Source organism: Mesorhizobium sp. MC2-1-1 (assembly GCF_057597255.1).
Genome location: NZ_CP195205.1, coordinates 2,386,601 through 2,409,539 on the forward strand (window position 1 = coordinate 2,386,601; position 22,939 = coordinate 2,409,539).

The 22,939-nt window shown below is 63.5% G+C and carries 23 protein-coding genes; 8 read left to right on the forward strand and 15 right to left on the reverse strand.

The genetic code is table 11. The annotated features are described in order from the left end of the window. Nucleotides 1-16: 16 nt before the first annotated feature. From ACR64R_RS12030 to ACR64R_RS12040, 3 genes are all read left to right on the forward strand, one after another. The gene (locus tag ACR64R_RS12030) at nucleotides 17-2,086 is read left to right on the forward strand and encodes an ASKHA domain-containing protein (RefSeq protein ID WP_487361841.1); all 2,070 of its coding nucleotides are present in this window, start codon (nucleotides 17-19) and stop codon (nucleotides 2,084-2,086) included. A 181-nt stretch (nucleotides 2,087-2,267) separates the two neighbouring features. Then, entirely contained in the window at nucleotides 2,268-2,453 is a 186-nt protein-coding gene (locus tag ACR64R_RS12035) for a hypothetical protein (protein WP_095765549.1), read from the forward strand. A 309-nt stretch (nucleotides 2,454-2,762) separates the two neighbouring features. Further along, nucleotides 2,763-3,725, forward strand: coding sequence for an alpha/beta hydrolase (locus ACR64R_RS12040; protein WP_487361842.1), 963 nt, complete (start codon nucleotides 2,763-2,765; stop codon nucleotides 3,723-3,725). Between the two features lies 1 nt (nucleotide 3,726). On the opposite strand, the gene ACR64R_RS12045 is transcribed toward ACR64R_RS12040, so the two are convergent. Beyond that, nucleotides 3,727-4,626 (reverse strand): LysR substrate-binding domain-containing protein, encoded by a 900-nt coding sequence (locus tag ACR64R_RS12045; RefSeq protein ID WP_487361843.1) that lies wholly within the window; start codon nucleotides 4,624-4,626, stop codon nucleotides 3,727-3,729. 219 nt (nucleotides 4,627-4,845) lie between these two features. Here ACR64R_RS12045 and ACR64R_RS12050 point away from each other — a divergent pair, with 219 nt between their 5' ends. From ACR64R_RS12050 to ACR64R_RS12060, 3 genes are all read left to right on the forward strand, one after another. Continuing rightward, the gene (locus ACR64R_RS12050) at nucleotides 4,846-5,031 is read left to right on the forward strand and encodes a hypothetical protein (RefSeq protein ID WP_487361844.1); all 186 of its coding nucleotides are present in this window, start codon (nucleotides 4,846-4,848) and stop codon (nucleotides 5,029-5,031) included. Nucleotides 5,032-5,380: 349 nt separating this feature from the next. After that, a complete protein-coding gene (locus ACR64R_RS12055) occupies nucleotides 5,381-5,515 on the forward strand; it encodes a hypothetical protein (protein ID WP_095791071.1) in 135 nt (44 codons plus the stop codon). Nucleotides 5,516-5,835: 320 nt separating this feature from the next. Next, nucleotides 5,836-6,774 (forward strand): GlxA family transcriptional regulator, encoded by a 939-nt coding sequence (locus ACR64R_RS12060; protein WP_487362422.1) that lies wholly within the window; start codon nucleotides 5,836-5,838, stop codon nucleotides 6,772-6,774. A 21-nt stretch (nucleotides 6,775-6,795) separates the two neighbouring features. On the opposite strand, the gene ACR64R_RS12065 is transcribed toward ACR64R_RS12060, so the two are convergent. The 7 genes from ACR64R_RS12065 to ACR64R_RS12095 form a co-directional block, all read right to left on the reverse strand. Further along, nucleotides 6,796-7,587 (reverse strand): ABC transporter ATP-binding protein, encoded by a 792-nt coding sequence (locus ACR64R_RS12065; RefSeq protein WP_487361845.1) that lies wholly within the window; start codon nucleotides 7,585-7,587, stop codon nucleotides 6,796-6,798. Further along, nucleotides 7,584-8,357: an ABC transporter permease gene (locus ACR64R_RS12070; protein WP_487362423.1), complete on the reverse strand. Its 774-nt coding sequence runs from the start codon at nucleotides 8,355-8,357 to the stop codon at nucleotides 7,584-7,586. The genes ACR64R_RS12065 and ACR64R_RS12070 overlap by 4 nt, the downstream gene beginning before the upstream one ends. 156 nt (nucleotides 8,358-8,513) lie before the next feature. Beyond that, nucleotides 8,514-9,464 carry an ABC transporter substrate-binding protein gene (locus ACR64R_RS12075; RefSeq protein WP_487361846.1) on the reverse strand — a complete coding sequence of 317 codons (951 nt, stop codon included), beginning with the start codon at nucleotides 9,462-9,464 and terminating at the stop codon, nucleotides 8,514-8,516. Between the two features lie 124 nt (nucleotides 9,465-9,588). Next, nucleotides 9,589-10,431, reverse strand: a complete 843-nt coding sequence (locus tag ACR64R_RS12080) for a DUF1194 domain-containing protein (RefSeq protein ID WP_487361847.1) — start codon at nucleotides 10,429-10,431, stop codon at nucleotides 9,589-9,591. 79 nt (nucleotides 10,432-10,510) lie between these two features. After that, on the reverse strand, nucleotides 10,511-11,452 hold the full coding sequence (locus ACR64R_RS12085; protein ID WP_487361848.1) for a phosphoribosylaminoimidazolesuccinocarboxamide synthase: 942 nt from the start codon (nucleotides 11,450-11,452) through the stop codon (nucleotides 10,511-10,513). A gap of 59 nt (nucleotides 11,453-11,511) precedes the next feature. Continuing rightward, nucleotides 11,512-12,357 (reverse strand): site-2 protease family protein, encoded by an 846-nt coding sequence (locus ACR64R_RS12090; protein WP_487361849.1) that lies wholly within the window; start codon nucleotides 12,355-12,357, stop codon nucleotides 11,512-11,514. A gap of 16 nt (nucleotides 12,358-12,373) precedes the next feature. After that, nucleotides 12,374-14,935, reverse strand: coding sequence for a GcvT family protein (locus ACR64R_RS12095; protein WP_487361850.1), 2,562 nt, complete (start codon nucleotides 14,933-14,935; stop codon nucleotides 12,374-12,376). A 168-nt stretch (nucleotides 14,936-15,103) separates the two neighbouring features. Between ACR64R_RS12095 and ACR64R_RS12100 the strand changes: the two genes are divergently transcribed. Together ACR64R_RS12100 and ACR64R_RS12105 are read left to right on the forward strand one after the other, a co-directional pair. Then, nucleotides 15,104-15,712, forward strand: a complete 609-nt coding sequence (locus ACR64R_RS12100; protein WP_487361851.1) for an IclR family transcriptional regulator — start codon at nucleotides 15,104-15,106, stop codon at nucleotides 15,710-15,712. Beyond that, nucleotides 15,652-15,879, forward strand: a complete 228-nt coding sequence (locus ACR64R_RS12105; protein ID WP_487361852.1) for an IclR family transcriptional regulator domain-containing protein — start codon at nucleotides 15,652-15,654, stop codon at nucleotides 15,877-15,879. Before ACR64R_RS12100 ends, ACR64R_RS12105 begins: the two co-directional genes overlap by 61 nt. A 3-nt stretch (nucleotides 15,880-15,882) precedes the next feature. On the opposite strand, the gene ACR64R_RS12110 is transcribed toward ACR64R_RS12105, so the two are convergent. From ACR64R_RS12110 to ACR64R_RS12140, 7 genes are all read right to left on the reverse strand, one after another. After that, nucleotides 15,883-16,722, reverse strand: coding sequence for an SDR family NAD(P)-dependent oxidoreductase (locus tag ACR64R_RS12110; RefSeq protein ID WP_487361853.1), 840 nt, complete (start codon nucleotides 16,720-16,722; stop codon nucleotides 15,883-15,885). Between the two features lie 18 nt (nucleotides 16,723-16,740). Continuing rightward, nucleotides 16,741-17,580, reverse strand: a complete 840-nt coding sequence (locus tag ACR64R_RS12115) for an alpha/beta fold hydrolase (RefSeq protein WP_487361854.1) — start codon at nucleotides 17,578-17,580, stop codon at nucleotides 16,741-16,743. A gap of 311 nt (nucleotides 17,581-17,891) precedes the next feature. Beyond that, nucleotides 17,892-18,644, reverse strand: a complete 753-nt coding sequence (locus ACR64R_RS12120; protein ID WP_487361855.1) for an FkbM family methyltransferase — start codon at nucleotides 18,642-18,644, stop codon at nucleotides 17,892-17,894. Next, entirely contained in the window at nucleotides 18,641-19,873 is a 1,233-nt protein-coding gene (locus ACR64R_RS12125) for a hypothetical protein (protein ID WP_487361856.1), read from the reverse strand. The genes ACR64R_RS12120 and ACR64R_RS12125 overlap by 4 nt, the downstream gene beginning before the upstream one ends. A gap of 11 nt (nucleotides 19,874-19,884) precedes the next feature. After that, the gene (locus ACR64R_RS12130) at nucleotides 19,885-21,360 is read right to left on the reverse strand and encodes an aspartate aminotransferase family protein (RefSeq protein ID WP_487361857.1); all 1,476 of its coding nucleotides are present in this window, start codon (nucleotides 21,358-21,360) and stop codon (nucleotides 19,885-19,887) included. 24 nt (nucleotides 21,361-21,384) lie between these two features. Then, on the reverse strand, nucleotides 21,385-22,392 hold the full coding sequence (locus ACR64R_RS12135) for an NAD-dependent epimerase/dehydratase family protein (RefSeq protein ID WP_487361858.1): 1,008 nt from the start codon (nucleotides 22,390-22,392) through the stop codon (nucleotides 21,385-21,387). After that, entirely contained in the window at nucleotides 22,389-22,838 is a 450-nt protein-coding gene (locus ACR64R_RS12140) for an EamA family transporter (protein ID WP_487361859.1), read from the reverse strand. The genes ACR64R_RS12135 and ACR64R_RS12140 overlap by 4 nt, the downstream gene beginning before the upstream one ends. Nucleotides 22,839-22,939: the final 101 nt, after the last annotated feature.

Genomic DNA, 22,939 nt, shown 5'->3' on the forward strand with positions numbered 1-22,939 from the left:
CGAGACGCGTGCCAGCATGAATCCTCCCCCCAACATCACCGATCCCCTCGTCCTGTTTATGCCGTCGGGCAAGCGTGGCCGGTTCCCGGTTGGCACGCCGGTCCTCGACGCCGCGCGCCAGCTCGGCGTTTATGTCGAAAGCGTCTGCGGCGGCCGTGCCACTTGCGGACGCTGCCAGATCGAGGTGCAGGAAGGCAATTTCGCCAAGCACAAGATCGTCTCGTCCAACGACCACATCTCGCCCAAGGGCGCCAAGGAAGAGCGCTACGAGCGCGTGCGCGGCCTGCCCGAACGTCGCCGCCTCTCCTGCTCGGCGCAGATCCTGGGCGACCTTGTCATCGACGTGCCGCAGGACACGGTCATTAACGCCCAGACCATCCGCAAAGACGCCGATACCCGGGTTATCGCCCGCGATACCGCGATCCGCATGTGCTATGTCGAGATCGAGGAGCCCGACATGCACAAGCCGCTCGGCGACCTCGACCGGCTCAAGATCGCCCTGATGAAGGACTGGGGCCTCAAGAACCTGGAATTCGACTTCTACCTGCTGCCGCAGGTGCAGGGCATCCTGCGCAAGGGCAACTGGTCCGCGACGGCCGCCATCCACAAGGATGCCGACAGCGACATCGCGCGCGTCATCGCGCTGTGGCCCGGCCTGAAGAACGAGGCCTACGGCCTTGCCTGCGACATCGGCTCGACCACCATCGCCATGCATCTGGTATCGCTGCTGTCGGGCCGCGTCGCCGCGTCTTCCGGAACGTCCAATCCGCAGATCCGCTTCGGTGAGGATCTGATGAGCCGTGTCTCCTACGTGATGATGAATCCGGACGGCCGCGAAGGCATGACGGTGGCCGTGCGCGAGGCGATCTCGGGGCTCGTCGACAAGGTCTGCGCCGAAGGCAATGTCCAGCGCAACGACATCTTGGATTCCGTCTTCGTCGGCAATCCGATCATGCACCATTTGTTCCTCGGCATCGATCCGACGGAGCTCGGCGGCGCGCCCTTCGCGCTCGCCGTCTCCGGAGCGGTGCGCATCAAGGCCTCCGATATCGGCCTGAAGCTCAACCAGGGCGCGCGCCTCTACATGCTGCCCTGCATCGCCGGCCATGTCGGCGCCGATGCCGCCGCCGTCACCTTGTCGGAAGGCCCGCATCGCCAGGACGAGATGATGCTGATCGTCGATGTCGGCACCAATGCCGAAATCGTGCTCGGCAACAGGGCGCGCGTCGTCGCCGCCTCCTCGCCCACCGGCCCAGCCTTCGAAGGCGCGGAAATCTCCGGCGGCCAGCGCGCCGCGCCCGGCGCCATCGAGCGCGTTCGCATCGACCCGGAAACCCTGGAGCCGCGCTACCGCGTAATCGGCTCGGAGCTTTGGTCCGATCAGCCAGGCTTCGCCGAAAGCGCCCAGGCAACGGGCGTCACCGGCATTTGCGGCTCCGGTATCATCGAAGTGATCGCCGAGATGTATCTCGCCGGCATCATCTCGGAAGACGGTGTCGTCGATGGATCGCTCAGCACGCGCTCGCCGCGCATCGTTCCCAACGGCCGCACCTTCTCCTACGTGCTGAAGGAGGGCGAGCCGAAGATCACCATCACGCAGAACGACGTGCGCGCCATCCAGCTCGCCAAGGCGGCGCTCTATGCCGGCACCAAGCTGCTGATGGAGAAACAGCATACCGACCATGTCGACCGCATTCATTTCGCCGGCGCTTTCGGCTCCTTCATCGATCCGAAATACGCCATGGTGCTGGGGCTGATCCCCGACTGCGACCTCGACAAGGTCTCGGCCGTCGGCAACGCCGCCGGCGCCGGCGCGCGCATGGCGCTGCTCAATCGCGGCTACCGGCGCGAGATCGAGGAGACGGTGAGCCGGATCGAGAAGATCGAGACGGCGCTGGAACCGAAATTTCAGGAGCACTTCGTCTACGCCATGGCGCTGCCGAACAAGGTCGACCCCTTCCCCAAGCTGGCGGCCGCCGTGAAGCTGCCGCCGCGCAAGGCGATGAGCGAGGACGGCACGGCCGGAGATGCCACCCCGCGCCGGCGCTCGCGCGAGGAGCGCGCGGCACGACGCGGCCGCGAGTAGCTTCTACCGCTTCCCGCATTTCAATTTCGTTTGCATGCAAATGTTTCCGGATTCGCGCGATCCGGAAACCGAAGCGCTGCCTTCGCGAAATTCATCCGATACATCCATGACGCATTTAGCGGACATCGAACGGCGGCCACGGATCGTTCCCGGCCGCCGCTGCTCGTCAAGGGAGATGAAAATGTCGATGTACGATAACCTCAGCCGCTTCGGCGTCACCATCAGGCAGGCTCATGCGCGGAACAAGGCGATCCGCGCGCTGAACAGTCTGCCGGCGCATGTCCAGAAGGATATCGGCTGGCCGGCCTCGCCGCCGAGCGATCCGCAGGCGGCGCTCCATGCGTTGCTCCTCGGCACGCCGCGCTGATGACTTTCACCGACAAATGCAAGCTGCTCGGCAAGCGCCGGGGTCGCGATGCGGCCCCGGCCAGCGGCGACAACAAATTACGCGCCGCGCTCCTGTCGAAGCGGCGCTAGAGCCATTCCGGCAAAAGTATGGGCGGTCAGGCTCGGCCAGTCGCGCAGCCTTCCGTCCAGATTTGCTCAAACAAGAAACAAGCACCATCGGATCACGCCGATGTGCCAGCGTTGAATCCTTGACATTTTTAACTTCGGTACGATTTTCGCGGAGGGAGGGAATTTTCTTGGTCGGCTATGCCGAGGTCCGTGTATCCGCATGCCCAGTTTGAAAAGCCACCTGGTTTCGTTCGTTCTCAGGCACAGCCGCAAGAAGGCGTTCTCCAGTGCCGAAAACCTGCAGCGCTGGATCGCCTACGCCCGAAAGACCGAGGACCATCACCCGCCGGCCCTTCTCAAGGCGCGGATGGACATCACCGAGACCGAAATCGGCGGCTTTCCCGTCTATGAGATTGCACCGAAAGCGGGCGAGCGCCGGCGCATCCTCTACATGCATGGCGGCGCCTATGTGTTTCAGATCACCTCCTACCATTGGGGTCTGATCGCCGAGATGGCCGAGCGCCTCGGGTTCGGCATTACCGTGCCGGTCTACCCCATCGCGCCCGAGCACGATTTCCATGACATGTTCGGCATGGTCGGCGACGTCTACCGGCGCATGCTCGAAGAGACCGAGGCCGAGGACATCGTTTTCATGGGCGACTCCGCCGGCGGCAACATGGCCGTCGTGCTGACCATGATGGCGGCCGAGGAGGGCCTGCCCCTGCCGTCGCGTCACGTGCTGATCTCGCCCGGCCTCGACATGTCGCTGTCCAATCCGGAGGTGTTCGAGGCTGAGCGCAACGATCCCTGGCTGGGCATTCCTGGCGGGCTGGAAGCGATCCGCCTTTACAGCGCCGGCTTCGAGCGCTCCGACTGGCACATCAGCCCCCTCTACGGCGACCTCACGGTGCTGCCGAAGACGCTGCTGCTCACCGGATCTCGCGATCTGCTCAGCCCCGACAATCTCATCTTCGCCGAACGCGCGCGCGCCGCCGGGGTCGAGGTCGACGTCGTCTACGAAGAAGGCATGTTCCATGTCTGGCCGCTGATCGAGATGCCGGAAGCGCGCCGCGCGCGCGACAGCATCGTCGACTTTCTCAGCCTGCCGGCACCGCGTCGGGCTCGCGCCAGACGCAGGACAAGAGCCGCGTTAGCAACTCGCCCGGCGCCGGCGACCGAATAGCTCAGAACTTGCCGGTTTCGCGGAACACTTCGAAAGTCGCGCGGATATGGTCGGCGACGGCCTTGACCGGCGCGCTGGCATCGGGCGCCACCACCATGGCGAGATTGTAGGTGCCGATCTCGGGCATGCCGTCCTTGGCGCCCAGCGAGACCATCTCGTCACCGAGGAACGACTTCGGTAGCGGCGCCACAGCAAGGTCGGCCATGATGGCGGCGCGCTGGCCGGCCGTATGGGCGCTCATATAGGCGATGCGGTAATTGCGGCCCTCGCGTCCAAGCGCTTCCAGGGCACCGGCCCGCCAGGCGCAGCCTTCCTCCCACAGCGACACCGGCAGCGGTTCACGCAAATGCGCGCAGCCGCCCTTGGCGCCGGCCCACACTATGGGCTCGGTCAGCAGAACCTCGGCACCGATGGCGCTGGTCTTGTAGGAATTGGTGAGCAGTGTGATGTCGAGCGCGCGGTCGTCCATGCGGCGGCGCAGATTGATGCTCTGGTCGATCGTGACGTCGACGGCGATCGACGGATGCGACTGGGCAAAACGCTTCAGCACATGCGGCAGAACGCGCTCGCCATAGTCGTCAGGCGAGCCGAGCCGCACCACGCCGACGATGTCGGGAATGATGAACTTCGACACCACTTCGCGGTTGATCGACAGCAGCCGGCGCGCATAGCCGAGCAGCATCTCGCCGTCCGTGGTCAGCGTCACCGAGCGCGCGTCGCGCGCGAAGACCGAACGGCCGAGGATATCCTCCAGCTTCTTGATCTGCATGGAGACAGCCGACGGCGTGCGGAACACCGCGTTGGCGGCGGTGGTGAAGGAACCGGTTTCCGCGATCGCCACGAAAGTACGCAGCACATCGAGATCCAGTAGCGGCAAAGGATGATTGAGGGGGGCGTTCATGAGCGTCTGCCTTCAATTTTTCTGATGCAATCGATCATTCCATTTCGTTTGATTGAACATCACTCCGGGCGCATAGTCAACTCGATCGATGCGGGATGCTGCCAGAAGCAGCCATCAAACGACCATGACACAGTCCTGCAATCGACATGAAATGAAGCTGAAACAGACCTGACTTAACGCAATGACGGGCCCCTCCCTGCCCGCATAGAGGAGAAAGAAATGTATATCCTGTCGTCCATCGGTCGGCTTGCGACCGAATTCAGCGCGGCCCGCGCCCGCTATCAGACCGAACGCGCCATCCATGCGCTGCCAATTGAACTGCAGAAGGACATCGGCTGGCCGGAAGCCGGCGATGCCAGGACCGGCTTGCGCCTCGGCGTCGGAAGCTGGGCTGGAGCAAAGTAGCCACGTGTGTATGGATTTCTGAAGGCCTGCCGCATCAGCTCGGCAGGCCTTCGTGTGTTTGGGGCCTTTTGTTTGCACTCAAACGAATTTTCCAGCCATGCGGAAGCCGCATGACGCATATGAGCCACTCGCATAGCGGCTTAATTCTTGGACTAACTTCTTGTAAACAATTGCAAATCGTGGGCACATCGCCCAAAAATGTCGCACTCTGTGTCGCTTTTCATATCAAGCGCTTCGCTTTTGCGATTTAGTTTCTCCCGAAGCAGGCCTATATCCACGCCAGCCAAAACGAGCTGCCCCACTCCATTAAGCGAAGGCGACCCGTCTGAGCAACCGAATGGAGATGATGATGAAGCTCTTTGCCCGCCTGTTCACCCGCCGCGAAATGAACCTGACGACTGCCTTGGAGCGTCAGCGCCTCGCCAAGACGATGCCCGGCCAGACAGGCGCCATGGCCGCTGCCCGTCTCGGCTTCGTTGCCTGAGCTGGCTTTTGGAATGGCGGTCGCCGCCGCTGAACGGACCCAACGCCGTCCGGTTTTTCCGTGGCGGCGTTCCGATCTTGTCGGGCTTTCGTTGCATGGGCGCAGCCGCCAACCTCGGGCCGATTGCCCATTTGCGACCCGTGTCGCAAATTTAATCTTCGCTTAGCCGCCTACCCGATTGACAGGAATGGTTTTTACTGATGTCGCTATGCTGTTCGCGACATCCTGTTCGCGTCATGGCAGCGTGAGGTTACCCCGTGAATGCCGTAAAGCATGCGATCAAGAGATCGTTTGTGTTCTTCCTCATTCCCGATTTCACCATGATCGCCTTCGCCACGGCGCTCGATCCGCTGCGCTCCGCCAACCGGATGCTCGGCTACGAGGCCTATCGCTGGCGGCTGGCCAGCATCGACGGCAAGCCGGTGCGCGCCTCGAACGGCGTGGAATGCGCCGTCAACACGTCGCTGGAGGAAGAGCGCAAGAAGATGGCCGGGCCGGACCGGCCGAACATGGCGATCGTCTGCAGCGGTATCAATGTCGAGCGCTACCACAACAAGTCGGCCTTCGCGTGGCTGCGCGAGGAGTATAATCGAGGCGTCGCTGTCGGCGGCCTGTGCACCGGCGCGCATGTCCTCGCCGCCGCGGGTCTGCTGTCCAACAAGCGCTGCGCCATCCATTGGGAGAACCTGCCGGGCTTCTCCGAGGCCTTCCCGAAGGCCAATGTCTTTGCCGATCTCTTCGAGGTCGACCAAAATGTCTACACCTGCGCCGGCGGCACCGCAGCTCTTGACATGATGCTGAAACTGATCGGCGACGATTTCGATGAAAGCCTGGTCAACCGCGTCTGCGAGCAGGTGCTGACCGATCGCGTGCGCAGCCCGACCGACCGCCAGCGCCTGCCGCTGCGCGCCCGCCTCGGGGTCCAGAATTCCAAGGTGCTCACCATCATCGAACTGATGGAGGCCAACCTCTCCGAGCCGCTGTCGCTGATCGAGATCGCCGATCATGTCGATCTGTCGCGCCGGCAGATCGAACGTCTGTTCCGCACAGAGATGGGCCGCTCCCCTGCCCGCTACTATCTGGAGATCCGGCTCGACCGCGCCAGGCACCTGCTTATCCAGTCGTCGTTGCCGGTGGTCGAGGTGGCGGTGGCCTGCGGCTTCGTCTCGGCCTCGCATTTCTCCAAATGCTACCGTGAGCTCTACGCCCGCTCGCCGCAACAGGAGCGCGTCGACCGCAAGCATTTGCTGGCGGCTTAAGCGGGCAAAGAACGCAGCCGTCTAGGCCGGCTGCGTCTGCGCCGTCCGCACCGCCTCGATGCGTATGTCTTCGGTGAGTTGCGCCTTGAGGGCCGAGAACTCCGGGCTGGTCTTCAGCGTGTAGTGGCGCGGATGCGGCAGGTCGACCGGCACGTCGGACTTGATCCGGCCGGGCCGGGCGCTCATCACGATCACCCGTGAAGCCATGAAGATCGCCTCCTCGATGTCGTGGGTGACGAACAGCACCGTCTTCTTGCGCCGCTCCCATATGCCGAGCAGCAGTTCCTGCATCAACCCGCGCGTCTGGTTGTCCAGCGCCCCGAACGGCTCGTCGAGCAAAAGGATCTCCGGATCGTTGGCCAGCGCCCGTGCGATTGCCGTCCGCTGCTGCATGCCTCCCGAAAGCTGTTTCGGCCAATGGTTCTCGAAGCCTGCCAGGCCGACGAGATCGATATAGGAAGCGACGATATCGTTTCGCTCGCGCTCGGGCCTGCCTTGCTCGCGCAGGCCGAACCCGATGTTCTCGGCGACTGTCAGCCAGGGAAACAACGTATAGGACTGGAAAACCATCCCGCGGTCCGGTCCCGGCCGCGTGACCGCCTTGCCGTCGAGCAGCACGCGCCCCGTGCTCGGCGCCTCCAGTCCGGCGACGATCCTGAGCAAAGTCGACTTGCCGCAGCCGGACGGTCCCAGGATGGTGATGAAGTCATTGGCGGCGACGGCGAGGTCGACCGGCTGCAGCGCCCGCACCGGTTCCCCGCCTCCGACCCCGGCAAAGGTCCGCGAAACGCCTTCGATGAGAAGCTTGCTCATACCAGGCTCCACGGATAGAGCCAGCGGTTGAGCGCCTTGAAGGCGAAGTCGGACAATAGCCCGATCAGCCCGATCACGATGATGCCGAAGATGATCTGCCCGGTCGCCAGCCGCGACTGGCTGTTGATGATCATGTAGCCGATGCCCGACGACGAGCCGATCAGCTCGGCGACGATCACATAGGTCCATGCCCAGCCGAGCACCAGGCGCAGCGTCTCGGCGATCTCCGGCGCATTGGCCGGCACGATCACGCGCTTGACGATGCCGTTGTCGGTCGCCCCCAGCGTATAGGCGGCCTCGACCAGGTCCCGCCTCGTGCCGCCGACCTTGACCGCGACGATCAGAATGATCTGGAATACCGAGCCGACGAAGATCACCAGCAGCTTTTCCAGTTCGCCGATGCCGGCCCACAGGATGAGCAGCGGGATGAAGGCGGACGCCGGCAGGTAGCGCGCAAAGGACACGAACGGTTCGAGGAAGGCTTCGACCGGCTTCCAGGCGCCCATCGCGATGCCGATCGGCACCGCGACGATCGACGCCAGCGCGAAGCCACCGAAGACGCGCCAGATGGTGATCAGAATATCCAGCCAGAAACCATCCTCGGTGAGCAACCGCCAGCCATCCTGCAGCATCGACAGCGGGTCGGCGAGAAAGATCCGGTTCACATGGCCACCGAGCGTGATCCACGCCCAGAACGCCACGAAGAAGACGAAGAAGGCTATGCCGAGCACGGTTCGCGTACCCGGCGCGACTGGATGCAAGGGACGCAGCATAAGGCCCTGTCCTTGAAGCATGTCGCCCCGCTTCGGGATAAAGACATGCGCAAAATCGAAAACCCGAAGCACGCGGAGCGGACCTGAAAGATCGTGGCGCGCCTCAAGGAGAAAGGACCGGCGGCCTGACGCCGCCGATCCGGTGATGCGCGATCAGTTGGCCACCGCGCTGGTGTCGGCAAGCGTCGTCACATCCGGCACTTCCTTGATCAGCCCCATCTGCTTGAGGAGCTCGGCCGCGGTCTTGGAAAAATCCTGGAACTCCTTGGTGAAGAACTGCTTGTTCTCTTCCTTGTCGGCCCACTTCAGGTACTTGGCCGAATCCTCGAACTCCTTGGCCGACTGCTTCACGTCGGCGCCCATGATCTCGTAGGATTTCTGCGGATCCTTCTTGATCAGGTCGAGGGCGTCGAAATAGCTGTCGGCCAGCGCCTTGGCGGCATCGGGATTGGCCTTGAGGAAATCCGGCGTGCAGCCGACGGTGTCCAGCACCATCGGGTAATCGAGCGTGGTCGCCAGGATGTGGCCTTGGTCGGCCTTGTCGCGGACCGCCGAAATGAACGGCTCATAGGTGACGGCGGCATCGTTCTGGCCGGCGAGGAAGGCCTGCGCCGCCGCGTCCGGCTCCAGGTTGACGACGGTGACGTCCTTGGTCGACATGCCGTTCTTGTTAAGCACCCAGGCGAGCAGGAAATAGGGCGACGTGCCGGGCGCGGACGAGGCGACGGTCTTGCCCTTGAGGTCGGCGACGGTCTTGATGTCGTTGCGCACGACGATGCCGTCGGCGCCGTAGGATTTGTCGAGCTGGAAGATCTGCTTGGTGGTGACGCCGCTGGCGTTCCACACCATCCAAGTTTCCACCGTGGTCGCCGCGCATTGCAGGTCGCCGCTGGCGATCGCCAGCGGGCGGCTGGCCTGCGGCACCTTCTTGAGCGTTACGTCCAGCCCGTGCTTTTCGAAAAGCCCGGCCTGCTTGGCCAGGGTCAGCGGCGCGAAGCCGGTCCAGCCGCTGATGCCGATCGTGAGCGATGTGGCAGCCATCGCCGGGGCTCCGAGCAAGGCGGCCGCCGTCAGCGCCGCCGCGAAAATGGTGGTCCTGTTCATTGTGGTTCCCCTTTTATGTGGTGAGCGCAAATTGTCTCACAGACGCCAAAGGGCTTGTCAATGAAGCAGAAGCCGCACTTGACGATGGTCCAATCCAATCCCGGGAGGAATGCTTCTCGATCCGTCACGGCATGCCCCAGCCGCGGTTGCGCCACATCTTCTCGCCGGCCTGGCAGTCGGTGGCCGGCCTGTCGTCGGCGAGCACGACCGGCGGATGCGCGGCCTCTTCCGCCGCCCATTGCGGCGAGGCGGGACCGGCAAGTTCGAGCACCAGCTTGCGGCGGATTGCTTCCGGAAATTGCGTCCAGTCATTGACCGGAATCATGAAGGCGCCCGGTCCGCCGATGACGCAGTCGCTGTAATAGCGGTCGAGATTGTCGACGTCGAAGGCGCCGCTGAAACCGCCGCGCGTCATCAGCGGCAACCCGTTGATGGTGATGCCTTGTTTGACCACCTCGTCACGCGTGAGGTTGACGGGCGCGCCCTGGTTGTTGGGTCCGTCGCCCGAAACGTCGATGACGCGCTTGGCCCCCTGAAAACCGCTCTCGGCGAAAAGGTCGCGGCCGAAGGTCAGCGCGCCGGAGATAGAAGTCCGTCGGGCGCTGTCCGGCGGACGTGCATTCAGTTGCGCCACCACCTTCTCGGCGTCGTCGCGGTTGGCGATCACCGTCCAGGGCACGACTACGCGCTGCCAGGTCGTGCCCGCCCACTCGACATAGGTGACGGCGATCTTGCCATGGGCGCCGTCGGCGATGGCCCTCAGCACATTGTCGTGCGTGAGTGCCGCCGCGTAGCCGTGACGCTGGATCTCCAGCTCGGCCGGCGACATGGACAGCGAAACGTCGACCGCCAGCACCAGCTCGACATCGACCGGCTCGGCGGGAGAAGCCGATTGCGTCAGCCAAAGCGCCAGCGCCAAAGCGGCACTGCCTGAGACGATATGCCTTGAGCGGGCATAAGCGGACATGGGCAAAGGTTAAGCGAAAATCGCTGCACGCAAAAGCCGGGAGTTCCCAGCATCGGATTCCGCCGGCGCGACGTCCTTCCTAAAAATACCGCGCGAGATTCGAGCGGATGCGCTCCAGCACCGTATCGCCGGAAAGGTCGGGCACGAATTTCGCGCCGGTGATCGCCTCATAGGCCTGGATATAGACCGCAGAGGTCTGATTGACGAGCTCCTCCGGAATGCGCGGGATCGGGTCCTTGTAGGGATCGCATCGCGCCGACACCCAGGAGCGGACGAAGTCCTTGTCGAAGCTCTGCGGCCGCCCGCCGCTTGCGAACGCCTCCTCATAGCTCGCCGCGATCCAGTAGCGGCTGCTGTCGGGCGTGTGGATTTCGTCCGCGAGCACGATAGTGCCGTCCCGGGCGGTGCCGAATTCATACTTCGTGTCGGCCAGGATCAGGCCGCGTTCGGCCGCGCGCTGCTGGCCGCGGGCGAACAGGGCCAGCGCATAGCGCGATACGGTGTCCCACTGCGCCTGTGTCAGCAGCCGCTCCGCGACGATCTCGGCTTCCGACAGCGGCTCGTCATGGCCGCCATGTGCAGCCTTGCTGGTGGGCGTGATGATGGCTTGCGGCAGCTTTTCGTTGTCGAGCAACCCGTCCGGAAAACTGTGGCCGTAGAAGCTCCGCTCGCCCTTCCTGTATTTGGTCAGGATCGAGGTGCTGGTGGTCCCCGCCAGATAGCCGCGCACCACGATCTCGACCGGCAGCATGTCGAGCCGCGTGCCGACGACGACGTTGGGGTCGGGATATTCCAGCACATGGTTGGGACAGATGTCGGCGGTTTCCTCGAACCAGTAGCGCGCTGTCTGGGTAAGCACCTCTCCCTTGAACGGTATCGAGGCCAGTATCGTGTCGAACGCGCTCAGACGGTCGGTGGCGATGATGATGCGCCGCCCGTCCGGGAGGTCGTAATTTTCGCGCACCTTGCCGTGGTAGTGATTGGGCAATTCGGGAATGAAGGCGTCGGACAGGATGCGCATGGGGCGTGTTGCTTTCGCAGGACTGGTATCGAGCCACATAAGCCGCTGCCCCCCCCACATCAAGCCGGATGCGGCGGAACGGGCTTCTTGTTGCCAGCGGCGCGAAACGCCCGCCAGTTCGGCCTGAAGGAAGGCGGAATCCACACCAGAATTCCGGCTGCCGCCGCAGGCACGATGACCGCGAAACGCAAGATTGAAAGCACGACACCGCAGAAGCCGACGATCCGCACGGCGGTATCAGCGCCGAAGCGCGGCGCAAGGAGATGCCTGGCGATCGCCCCGCCGTCGAGCGGAAAGGCCGGGAGGAGGTTGAGAATGGCCAAAACCCCATTCACCAAAATGCCAAGCCAAAGTGTCCACTCAAGAGGGGTTGCCGGTGTCGGCGGCGGCGAACTGAAAAGACCGCCGTGATGGACCGGCAACAAGGGCCCGGCAAAGAGATAATAGGCGGTGGTAAAGCCTGCCGCCAGGATGATGTTCACCAAAGGCCCGGCAAAGGCGATCCACGCCCAGCCATAAGGCGAAGCCGGGCCGGGCTTGAACCAGGCAATGCCGCCGAAGAGGTACAGCTCTATCCGTTGGGTGCCGATGCCTTGGCGCCGCGCTGCCCAGACATGTGCAAGCTCGTGCAGAAACACCGACAGGAGCAGCAGCGCGGCAAAGATGAGTGTATGAGTAAGAGCGGCCTGGGGGCGCCTCGACCATTCATGCAGGAACGGCAGGGCGGCGGGAATGGCAAAGGTCCAGCTCACATGAACGGGAATGTTCCCCTTCATCGTGAAGACGAGCGCGGCGTTCTTCCTGTCCCAGCCGAACCGTTGCACGATGCCCACTCCGCCTGGCGCGACGCTACGCGAGAATCGGTCCGCACAAAAGCAAAAAGCCCGGCCGAAGCCGGGCTTCACGTGCCTCGCCCAGGGCTCAGCTCCTCGGCTTGAGATTCTCCGGGTCGTAAAGCGGCCTGTAACCGACGCCGGCCACCTCGACCGGATAGGTTTCGCCGAAATATTCGACCTGCAGCTTGCGGCCTTCCTGGCAGTAGGCCCAGGGCAGATAGGCAAGCGCGATGTTCTTGCCGATCGTCGGACCATAGGCGACCGAGGTGGTGAAGGAGCGGCGGCCGAGCTCATCCACCAGCGTCTCGCCGGTCGCGGGATCCTGCACCGGCATAGTGCCGACCGGATAACGCGCGACGCCCTTGGCATCCGTGTTCTCGGTCATCACCAGTGTGCACAGCATCGCCGGCTGATGCTCGCGGGCACGGTATTCCAGATGCTTGGCCTTGCCGCAGAAGTCGTTCTCCTTGACCTTCGGACGGGCAAGGTCAGCCTCAAGCAGATTGTACTCGGTCAGAAGATCGGCGTTCTGGAGCCTGAGACTCTTCTCCATGCGGCGCGTGTTGGCATAGGTCTCGACGCCGAACGGCATCACACCGGTCGAGCGCAGCGCGTCCCAGACGGCGAGCCCGTCCTCGTAGCGCATATGCAGCTCCCAGCCCTGCTCGCCGACATAGGAGATGCGGAAGGCCGTCACATCTTTGCCGCCGATCTTGATCGGCTTGATCGCGGCGAAGGGGAAATTCTCCGGCGAAAGCCCCTGGGGATCCTCGACCACTTTCTGCAAGGTCGTGCGGGCATTCGGCCCCCAGATGCCGATGGTGACATATTTCTCCGTCACGTCGGTGACGGTCGCGTTAAAACCCTTGTCCTGTGCGGTGCGTTGCATGTAGCGGAAGTCGCGCGGGCCGGCGTCCGCGCCATCGATGACCCTGCAGCGATCGGCCATGCGGATGACGGTGAAGTCGGCGCGCACCATGCCTTCCTCGTCGAGGAAGTGGGTGTAGATGCCCTTGCCGATATTGTTGTCTCCGCCGATCTTGGCCGCGCACAGCCATTCCAGCAGCGCGACATGGTCGGGACCTTCTACGTCGTACATGGAGAAATGCGAGAGGTTGACGATGCCGCAATCCTCGCTCATCGCAAGATGCTCGGCATTGGAGACGCGCCAGAAATGGCGGTTGTCCCATTCGTTCTCGCGCACCGGCACGCGGTTGCCGTACTTCTCGAGCAGATGCTCGTTGGCGGCATAGCCGTGGGCGCGCTCCCAGCCGCCCAGTTCCATAAAATAGCCGCCCAGCTCCTTCTCACGCTCCCAGAACGGGGAGCGGCGAATGTTGCGGCCCTTGGAGAAGGGCTCGCGCGGATGAACGGCCGGATTGTAGACCATCATCGCCGTCTCGGTGCAGCGATCCCAGATGAACTGTTCCTGCATCTGGTGCGGATAGAAGCGCGAATAGTCGATCGCATGATGGTCGACCTCGGTCCTGCCGTCGGTCATCCAGTCGGCGATCAGCTTGCCCATGCCCGGGCCGTCCTTGACCCAGATGGCGACCGCGTACCACAAGCCCCTCACCTTCTGGCTTTCGCCCATGGACGGGCCGCCATCAGTGGTCACCTGTAAAAGACCGTTGAAGGAGTGGCCTTCATTATAGCCGAGTTCGCCCAGGATCGGCGTCAACTCCATGGCGCGCTCCAGAGGCGCCAGGATCTGTTCCATGTCGAGGTCGCGCTGCGACGGCGAAAGCCGCGCCTGGTCTTTTTCGAGAAGATCGCGTGGGTGGCACAAACGCGGATTGGTCTCCTCGTAATAGCCCCATTCGATCTGCCCGCCCTCGGCGGTCTTCGGATCGCCGGTATCGCGCATATAGGCCGAGTTGCCCTGGTCGCGCAGCAGCGGCCAGCCGATCTCCTTGCCGGTGCCGGCGAACTCGTTATAGGGGCCGAAGAAGGTGAGCGGATGATCGATCGGCATCACCGGCAGGTCCTCGCCGACCAGCGCCGCGGTGAGCCGGCCCCAGATGCCGGTGCAGACCACGACATAGTCGGCCTCGATCGTGCCGCGCTCGGTGACCACGCCCTTGATGCGGCCGTTCTCGACGATCAGTTCCTTAGCGGAGGTGTTGGCGAAAGCCTGGAGCTTGCCGGAAGCGACGCCTTGGTCGACCAGTTTGCCGGCGACCGTCTGCGAGCGCGGGATGACAAGGCCGGCATCCGGATCCCACAGGCCGCCCTGCACCAGGTGCTCCTCGATCAACGGGAACTTCTTCTTGATTTCGGCCGGCTCGATCAACCGCGCGCGCGTGCCGAAAGCCTTGGCGGAAGCGACCTTGCGCTTGATCTCCTCCATGCGGCCGTCGTCGCCCACGCGCGCCACCTCGAGGCCGCCGACCCGGGCGTAGTGACCCATCTTCTCGTAGAAATCGATCGAGTAGAGCGTCGTCCAGCACGACAGGAAATCGTGGCTGGTCGTGTAGCAGAAATCCGAGGCGTGCGCCGTCGAGCCGATATCGGTCGGGATGCCCGACTTGTCGATGCCGACAATGTCGTCCCAACCGCGTTCGATCAGGTGGTGGGCGACGGACGCGCCGACGATACCGCCCAGACCGACGATGACGACCTTCGCCTTTTTCGGAAACTCTGCCATTGCCCGCGACTCCAAAGAGATAAAGCGAGCGGGACTATAGGGCGGAGCGGTGGCGCGATTGAAGCCTGTTTGCGACATCGCAAAAAAAGCCCGCGCCACGTCAGCCCTTTGCTGTTCGGGAAAGAGTCGGGCTAGCCAGCGCAGCCCGCATTTGGCTAGGGTCGGCCCATGGCAAGCAAGAACGAAGGCCCGCAGTCGATCGAGCGCGTCGCGCGCATTCTGGAATGTCTGACGGAACGACCGATCGAGGGCGAACGCTTGTCCGACATTGCCGGGCGCTGCGGCTACCCCAAGCCGGTGGCGCACCGCACGCTGAACGCGCTCGTCGATGTCGGCTATGTCGAGCAGGATCCCGAAACGCGTCGCTACCGGCTGGGGCTGGAGATTTTCGCGCTGGCCGCTGCGGCGGGCAGTCGCATCAGCATTCTGCATCTCGCTCAGACTGCGATCGCGGAACTTGCGGCCAAGCACGGCGACACGTTTTTCCTCTATGTTCGCAGTCGTAGCCATGCCATCTGCATTGACCGCGTCAGCGGCTCCTTCCCCATCAAGGCGCAGACCATCAATGTCGGTGACCGCGTCCCGTTAGGTGGCAGCGCCGGCAGCCTCGCCATACTCGCCAATGTCAGGGATGATGAACTGGGCCATCTGATCGACATCAACATGCCCATGCTGGCCATCTGTCGAAATTCGATCCTGGCCGGTTGCATCAGCTTGTGGCCGAGACGCGCGAGCGCGGCTATGCTCTTTACGAGGGCGCCATCGTTCCTGGCATGAGCGCGGCGGCGCTCCCGATCCGCGACGGCCAGCAAAACGTCGTTGCCTCCATCAGCATCGTGGCGCTCTCGGACCGGCTGACGCGACAGCGCCTGCCGCAGATCGTCGACGACATGGCCGATGCGATCCGCCGGATCGAGCAGCGCGCCGGCTACAGCCGGGTCTGAGGCCTAGGCGCAGCGGGCGCTGAGGCCGCCGTCCACAATCAGCAGCTGTCCGGTGATGTAACGCGCCTCCCGGCTTGCCAGAAACACCGACGCGTTGGCGACATCCCAGGCATCGCCTGTGAAGCCCATCGGGCAGAGCGCCGCGCGTTCGCGGGCCGCGGCCTGCCCGTCCCTGCCATAGCGTTTGGCAAGCTGGTTCTGCACCAGCGAGGTATGCAGCAATCCTGGCACGATGGCGTTGGCGCGAATGTTGCGGGCTGCGTTCTCCAAGGCAAGTTGCACTGTGAACTGGTTTAGCGCCGCCTTGGACGCCGCATAGCCGGCATAGGCGATGCCTGGATAGCGGATGGAGCCGACGGTTGAGATGTTGGTGATAACGCCGCCCTCCGGCTGCATCAACATCTGCCGCAACGCCAGGCGACTGGCCAGAAACGGCGCCCGGGCGTTGACGGCGAACGCGCGATCCCAAGCCTCTGTCGGCATCGCCTCGATCGCGGCCACGTCCGCGATGCCGGCATTGTTGTGCAGGATATCGATCTTCCCGAAGGCCTCGATCGCAAGGGTGAATACGGTCTCGACCTCTCTCTCGTCGCCTGCCTGCGCCTCGACCGCCAGCGCAAGGCCGCCAGCCGCGCCAACCAGCCTGGCCGTGGCTTCGGCCCGCTCCCGGTAGAGGTCCACGGCAACGACGGCAGCGCCTGCCAGGGCATAGGCAAGCGCCGCCGCCTGGCCATTGCTCAATATGTCGCCGGAGGATCCGGCGCCAAACACGATGGCGGTGGCGCCAGCAAGCCGTCCCGAAGGTTCAGGCGCGTGCGACGGCAAGGGGACCCTGCCGGCCAACGGGTGCTCCGCCATGCTTCAGCCCACCCGGTCAAGGAACCGCGCCAGCGCGACGTTGAACGGCTCTGGTTTTTCCAGGAACATGAAGTGGGCACCACCGTCCTCCGCCGCGGTGACCACAAGCTCGGCATCGGCGAGCTGCCCCGCGATCCACTGCTGCGACCGTACCGACACATGGCTGACCATGCCACCGAAAACCAGGACCGGCCGATCGATGCGCCGGAAGATATCGCGCCAGTCGAGCGACGCATGGTCGATAAGCAGCGAAGCGGCCGCCTGCGGCTTGACGCGCAGATTCTCCGCCACGATCCAGTCGCGCAAGGCGGGGTCGATAGTCTTGGTGATCATTGAGCCGACAAAGGCCTCTCGCACAGAGGCACCCTCCGGACCGACAATCTGCGCCGCGATCGAACCGAGCGCTGCCGCGTCGAAGATCGCGCCGGCGTCCGCATTCGCCCCGTCGTCCATGCCGGGCTGGTTCATGACCGCGGCCGGCTCGTCGACGAAGATCAGGCTTTTCAGCCTCCCCGTTCCGAAAAGGTCGATGAAGCTCCAAAGCACCGAAGCGCCCATCGACCATCCGAGCGCCGAGACCGCATCCAGGCCTTCGTGGTCGAGCAACTCCTGGACATCCCTGGCAAAGCGCGACACGCGAAAGCCGTGGTCGGCATCCTTGGACTTGCCGTGACCTCGGAAATCGAGCGCTATCACACGGCGCGATTTGCTGAACGACGCGATTTGGTTGCGAAACATCGCCGCCGATTGCGACCAGCCGGGAAGCAGCAGCAGCGGCAGCCCCTCACCGTCGATGCTGTAGGCCAGCGTTGCGCCATCCGAAGTCCGAAAAACCTTGTCCATCCACTCCCTCCCCAAGTCCGATCTGGTCGGTCCACCAGTGGGGCGCCCTCCTCCGGCGCCGGCCACTTCTGCCGCGCGGCAGTCCAGCCGACGAGGCAACATGATTTGGATGGCACAGCCTTTTCCCGCCAAGAATATCCCATTCCGGAATTCTGACTGTTTGCCTGAAATATTTTCTGAAAAGCCTGCGGATTCAGCCGAATTATTCAGCTGCCAGGAACATCAATTCCGACTGGTGGAATATGGCCAAATGCCTAATCGGCCTGGGTGGCCCGGACCGTGGTCCGCGCCGTCAATCGTGCCGGCTTATGTCAGGCGAAGGCCCAGATGTCCTCGGCCTGGAAGCCGACCTGATAGCCAGCGGTCTTCAGCTTGACGATAACTTGGCCGATCTCGGCGGCGGGCAACGCGCCGACCTCGATCTTGATCAGGCCGGGACGGTAGCGCGTCAGGTCGAGTTGATCGAACACCATCCAGTCGGCGCCCTCGCAATCGACGAGGAAAGCGTCGATATGGGCGATGCCGTTGCGGTCGAGCAGCGTCTGCAAGGTCTCCGACGGCACCTCGATGTCCTTCAGATGCGGGGCGAACTTGTTGAAGTTGGCGTCCGCCTCGCCCCAGGCGTTCTTGCCCGACATCAGATTGGTGTCGGTGACCGACGAGCAGCCGATGAACTCGATTGGCAACGTGCCGGCTTCGAGCGCGGCAGCATCGAATGTATGGACCGTGATCGTGCCCTTGGTCCTGGTCACCGCTACCGGCTCGATGACGAAGCGGCCGGTATCCGGGTAGTTGGCGCGCAGGCGCTTCTGGTTGTAGGGAATCGGCTCAACCAGCATGGCCCGCGCCCCGGAGATGCGATGCAGCCAGGGCGTCACGTCGTCGAAAAGCGCGCCGTCGCAGGCCCCGACATTGACCATCTGGAACGGCCGACCGCCGAAACGTGCCTTGAGCGCCGCCTTGGCCAGGAACTTCGTGCCGTGCAACGCCGGGCCGCGATCGAGCAAGCCCACAGGCAGGCCGAGCGACAGGAGAATGCGCGCGAAGCTGGAAAGCGAGCTCATGACTGGTCTCCGGAAATGACCTGCGGCGCGACGCGGCGCCCGCCCTGGCTTGCCGCCGCCCACAGCGCCATCAGTGGCGCGGCGAGCAGCAGGAAGGGTGGCAGAAGAGTGGGGAAATAGATGCGGGTGTCGTGGATCGGGAAGACGGCGAACTTCGCCAGCACGCCGAGCACGAGTGCCGTCAGCAGGATGCCGGCGCGGCGGTCCGGCCGGAAGCCGGCGTGGCTCAAGCCGAACCATCCGGCCAGCGCCAGGATCGAGACGCCGACCCAGCTGTTGACGCTGATGGCGCGCACCACCGACGCGGCGATGGCCTTCAGATAAGCCGCGATCGAAAACGGCGGCTCGAAGCCGTCCATATTGTAATGCTGCTCGATGCTGGAAAACCAAAGATGCGGCCACCAGCCCGGATGCTGGGCCCATCGCGAGATGGCGAAATAGGCGATGAATGACGCGGCGAAGCCGGCCAGCACGCCCCACGCCCTCTGGCGAAATGCGACGAGCAGCACCGCGAAAATGGCAAGGAAGACGATGTTGTCGGGCCTGGCCATGAAGGCCAGGAACAGCAGGACCGCCGTCGCCGCTTCACCTTTGCGCACATAGGCGAAGAGCCCGCCAAGAAACAGCGCCGAGCACAGCAGATCGGGTGTCGACGCCCGCGCCGCGTCGCCGAAATCGGCCATGATCAGGATCGCCCCGACGACCGGCGCCAGCGCCAGCGCGCCTTCCGTGCGCAGCCAGGCGAGGGTGATGGCGCCGAACAGAAGCACCGAGAACACCTGCACCAGCCGCATCGCCTCTACCGGCGATACGATACGGCTGAGCCCGGACAGGATCTCGGCATAGAGGAATTTGATCCGGTACATGCCGAGCAGCGAGTGGAAGTCGGCGGCGTTCTCGGCCATGTGGCTGCGGAAGCCGCCGCCGTCGTCCGTCAGCGTCTTGTAATCGCCGGCCGACACGCCGGCCTTGACCGTGCTGTAGGCGTAGTCGTGCAGCGCCTGCGGAGCGGGATAGGCGCCTTCCTCGGCGATCGCCAGATAAGGCAGCATATCCCAGTTGGTGTCGGGCATGAACCAGGCCGTCGCGGCGGTCAGCAGGATATAGACCGAAAAGGTGATCGCCCCGATCGATGCCGCCCATTTCGCGTAAGCCCCCTCGCCCCATGCCAGGCCAGCGCCGGTCACCTGGTCCAGCGGATGGGTCGGAGCGGACGGCCTGGTCAGCATGCTCGGCGCCTTTACTTGCCGACCTGGCTTTTCACGAAATCCTTCACGATCGCCACGATGCCGCGCGACAACAGGCTGTCGAAGGCATCGACGAAGCGGTCGACATGCTCGGGCCGGCAGATGAGCGGCGGTTCGAGCCGGATCACGTTGCGGTTGTACTCGGTGAAGGCTACGAGCACATCATAGTCGCGCAACAAGAGCGAGCCGACGAAGCCCGACAGCGAGCCCTTCAGCTTGTCGTCGAGCACGCTCACCACCGGTCTGAGCACCATCGGCAGGGTCTGCGAGAAATCGTGGAACTCGAGCCCGACCATGAAGCCCTTGCCGCGCACGTCCTTGATGATCTTCGGATATCTTTCCTTCAGCGCCTGCAGCCGCTGCAACAGATACGCGCCGGTCGAGCCGGCATTGTCGATCAGCCCCTCGTCATAAAGCACATTGATCCCTTCGATCGCGGTGACGCAGGCCTCGCCCATGCCGCCAAAGGTGGCCATGGCGTGGATCATCGCGGTCTTCGGCGTGCCATAGGCCTTCATGTAGACGTCGCGCCTGGCGATCATGGCGCCGACCGCCGCCTTGCCGGCGCCGAGCGACTTCGCCAGCGCCGTCACATCCGGCACGACGCCGGAATGCTCGAAGGCATAGAAGCGGCCGGTGCGGCCATAGCCGCATTGCACCTCGTCGGCGACCCACAGGACGCCATGCCGGTCGCAAAGCGCGCGCAGTTTTTGCCAGTATTCCGCCTCTGCCTGGATGATGCCGCCGCCGCCCTGGATGGTTTCGAGCACGATGACGCCGATCTCTGGATCGCTCTTGAACAGCCGCTCCACGGCGTCGATGTCGGCAAAAGGCACGCGCACGACATTGTCGGCCACCTTGAAGTCGGCGCGGTATAGCTGGCCATCTGTGATCGCCAGTACGCCCTTGGTCTTGCCGTGGAAGGAGTTCTCGGCATAGACGATCTTCGGCCGCTTCGGGCCTGCGGCGCGCTCGGCGAGCTTCACCGCCGCCTCCATGGCCTCCGAGCCGGACGAGCCGAGGAACACCATATCGAGTTCGCCGGGCGAGCATTGCGCGATGTTATGCGCGAGTGCGGCCGCATATTGCGACATGAAGGCAATCGCGATCTCCTGGCGCTTTTCCTCCTGGAATGTCCTGCGGGCTTCCAGGATGCGCGGATGGTTGTGGCCGAATGCCAGCGAACCAAAGCCGCCGAAGAAGTCGAGGATCTTGCGGCCGTTCTGGTCGATATAGAACATACCCTCGGCGCGCTCGATCTTGACCTTGTGAAAGCCGAGCAGCTTCATGAAATGCAGCTGTCCAGGGTTGAGATGCGCCTTGAACAGGTCGGTGATGCGGGCGACGTCCAGCGCCTTGGCGTCTTCGACGCTGAGAAGGTCGGGCTTGGCGATGGTCGCCGGCGACAGCGCCGGCGCATCGACCAGCGTGCGCGTTCCGGTATGTTCCGGCTTTGCCATGACGGTCATGTGGAAAATCTCCCCTTCGTCGCCCTATTCGGCGGGAACGTGTTTGGCGGCGACGGCGTGGCCGTCCTTCTTGTCGCGGTACTCGCTGTAGGCGGCGATCAGCATGTCCTCGTCGCGATATTGCGGCACCCAGCCGAGCTGGCGCTCGGCCTTGGACACGTCGAGCACGCATTCCTCGTCGGCGATCAGATACTGTTCCGGATCCATGATCGGCATGTTCATGAGGTCGAGCAGATCGAGCGTGCGCTTGACCGCCCAGCCGGGTGTCGGCAACAGGATTGACCTGGACCCGGCATGGCTGATCAGGTCGCCGAGCAGCTTCCTGACCGGCGGCGGATTGATGGAGCCCAGATTGTAGGCCTCGTTCGGCACGCCCGCCTTCCAGGCCGCGCGGGCGGCCTCGGCGCAGTCGAACACCGAGATGAACTGATAGGGGTTCCTGCCGGAGCCGATCATCGGAACGGGCAGGTTCCAGTCGATCAGCTTGAACAGCTTTTCCAGGATGCCGAGGCGTCCGGGGCCGATGATCAGGCGCGGCCGGAACAGCGAAATCGACATGCCGCGCTTGCGCCACTCGACGGCGAGTTCCTCGGTCTTGAGCTTCGACAGCCCATATTCGCCAAGCGGCGCGACCGGATGTTCCTCGGTCATCGGCAGCACCACCGTGTGGCCATAGATCATGTCGGTCGTGTAGTGGACCAGCTTCGAGGCGCCTGCCTTATCCATCGCCTGCATGATGTTCTTGGTGCCGTGGAAATTCACCGGAAAGAAGAAATCGTGCCGCTTGGCGCGCACCTGGATCGGCGACAGCATCTTGGCCGACAGATTGTAGACCACGTCATCGGCGTTGAGCCCCACAGCCGCGACCGAGGCCGGATCGGTGACGTCGCATGTGATGAAACGCGCCGAACGGTAATGCGGCAGGTCGCTCTTGACGATGTCGGCGACGATGACGGTCTCGCCGTCCGCGACGAGTTTGGGGGCAAGGTGGCGGCCGACGAAACCGTCGCCGCCGAAAATCACATGTCTCATCGAACGATCTCGCTTGTGCCGATCTTGTCGGGTGTGATGGAGGCGGTCTGGTCGTCATGCCCGCGGCCGCCCATTTCCCGCCCACTCTGCGCGATCAGGATCGTGCCGACGCAGATGCAGGCGATGCCGGCGATGCGCCAGCCATTGAGGTCCTCGCGGAAGACGAAATAGGCAAAGATCGCCACGGCGACATAAGCCAGGCTGAGGAACGGATAGGCGAAGCTTAGCTCGACCTTGGACAGCACATAAAGATGCGACGCCATCGAGATGACGAAGGTGCAGAGGCCCAGGAACACCCAGGGGTTGAACACGATCTGCAAAAGCTTGACGATCGGATTGACGCCTTCAAAGGAGATCGGCCCCATCGACATCATGCCCTGCTTGAGCATCAGCTGCGCCGCGGCATTGGTCATGACCGTGAAGAGAATGAAGATTATATATTTCATTGTTGCCACCCCGCCCCATGGGCGGCCCTATTACTAACCTGCAAATATTTCGTGAAGTCGCGACGGTGCCTTAAGTAAATCATGTCTTAACACTTTATTGA

Bases quoted from the DNA above. Each gene is read 5' to 3' on its own strand.
- ACR64R_RS12060 (WP_487362422.1), top strand. From the start codon at position 5,836: ATGATCGCCTTCGCCACGGCGCTCGATCCGCTGCGCTCCGCCAACCGG.
- ACR64R_RS12125 (WP_487361856.1), bottom strand. From the start codon at position 19,873: ATGCTGACCAGGCCGTCCGCTCCGACCCATCCGCTGGACCAGGTGACC.
- ACR64R_RS12120 (WP_487361855.1), bottom strand. From the start codon at position 18,644: ATGAGCTCGCTTTCCAGCTTCGCGCGCATTCTCCTGTCGCTCGGCCTG.
- ACR64R_RS12045 (WP_487361843.1), bottom strand. From the start codon at position 4,626: ATGAACGCCCCCCTCAATCATCCTTTGCCGCTACTGGATCTCGATGTG.
- ACR64R_RS12115 (WP_487361854.1), bottom strand. From the start codon at position 17,580: ATGGACAAGGTTTTTCGGACTTCGGATGGCGCAACGCTGGCCTACAGC.
- ACR64R_RS12075 (WP_487361846.1), bottom strand. From the start codon at position 9,464: ATGAACAGGACCACCATTTTCGCGGCGGCGCTGACGGCGGCCGCCTTG.
- ACR64R_RS12130 (WP_487361857.1), bottom strand. From the start codon at position 21,360: ATGACCGTCATGGCAAAGCCGGAACATACCGGAACGCGCACGCTGGTC.
- ACR64R_RS12050 (WP_487361844.1), top strand. From the start codon at position 4,846: ATGTATATCCTGTCGTCCATCGGTCGGCTTGCGACCGAATTCAGCGCG.
- ACR64R_RS12140 (WP_487361859.1), bottom strand. From the start codon at position 22,838: ATGAAATATATAATCTTCATTCTCTTCACGGTCATGACCAATGCCGCG.
- ACR64R_RS12095 (WP_487361850.1), bottom strand. From the start codon at position 14,935: ATGGCAGAGTTTCCGAAAAAGGCGAAGGTCGTCATCGTCGGTCTGGGC.
- ACR64R_RS12135 (WP_487361858.1), bottom strand. From the start codon at position 22,392: ATGAGACATGTGATTTTCGGCGGCGACGGTTTCGTCGGCCGCCACCTT.
- ACR64R_RS12100 (WP_487361851.1), top strand. From the start codon at position 15,104: ATGGCAAGCAAGAACGAAGGCCCGCAGTCGATCGAGCGCGTCGCGCGC.
- ACR64R_RS12080 (WP_487361847.1), bottom strand. From the start codon at position 10,431: ATGTCCGCTTATGCCCGCTCAAGGCATATCGTCTCAGGCAGTGCCGCT.
- ACR64R_RS12030 (WP_487361841.1), top strand. From the start codon at position 17: ATGAATCCTCCCCCCAACATCACCGATCCCCTCGTCCTGTTTATGCCG.
- ACR64R_RS12035 (WP_095765549.1), top strand. From the start codon at position 2,268: ATGTCGATGTACGATAACCTCAGCCGCTTCGGCGTCACCATCAGGCAG.
- ACR64R_RS12040 (WP_487361842.1), top strand. From the start codon at position 2,763: ATGCCCAGTTTGAAAAGCCACCTGGTTTCGTTCGTTCTCAGGCACAGC.
- ACR64R_RS12085 (WP_487361848.1), bottom strand. From the start codon at position 11,452: ATGCGCATCCTGTCCGACGCCTTCATTCCCGAATTGCCCAATCACTAC.
- ACR64R_RS12065 (WP_487361845.1), bottom strand. From the start codon at position 7,587: ATGAGCAAGCTTCTCATCGAAGGCGTTTCGCGGACCTTTGCCGGGGTC.
- ACR64R_RS12055 (WP_095791071.1), top strand. From the start codon at position 5,381: ATGAAGCTCTTTGCCCGCCTGTTCACCCGCCGCGAAATGAACCTGACG.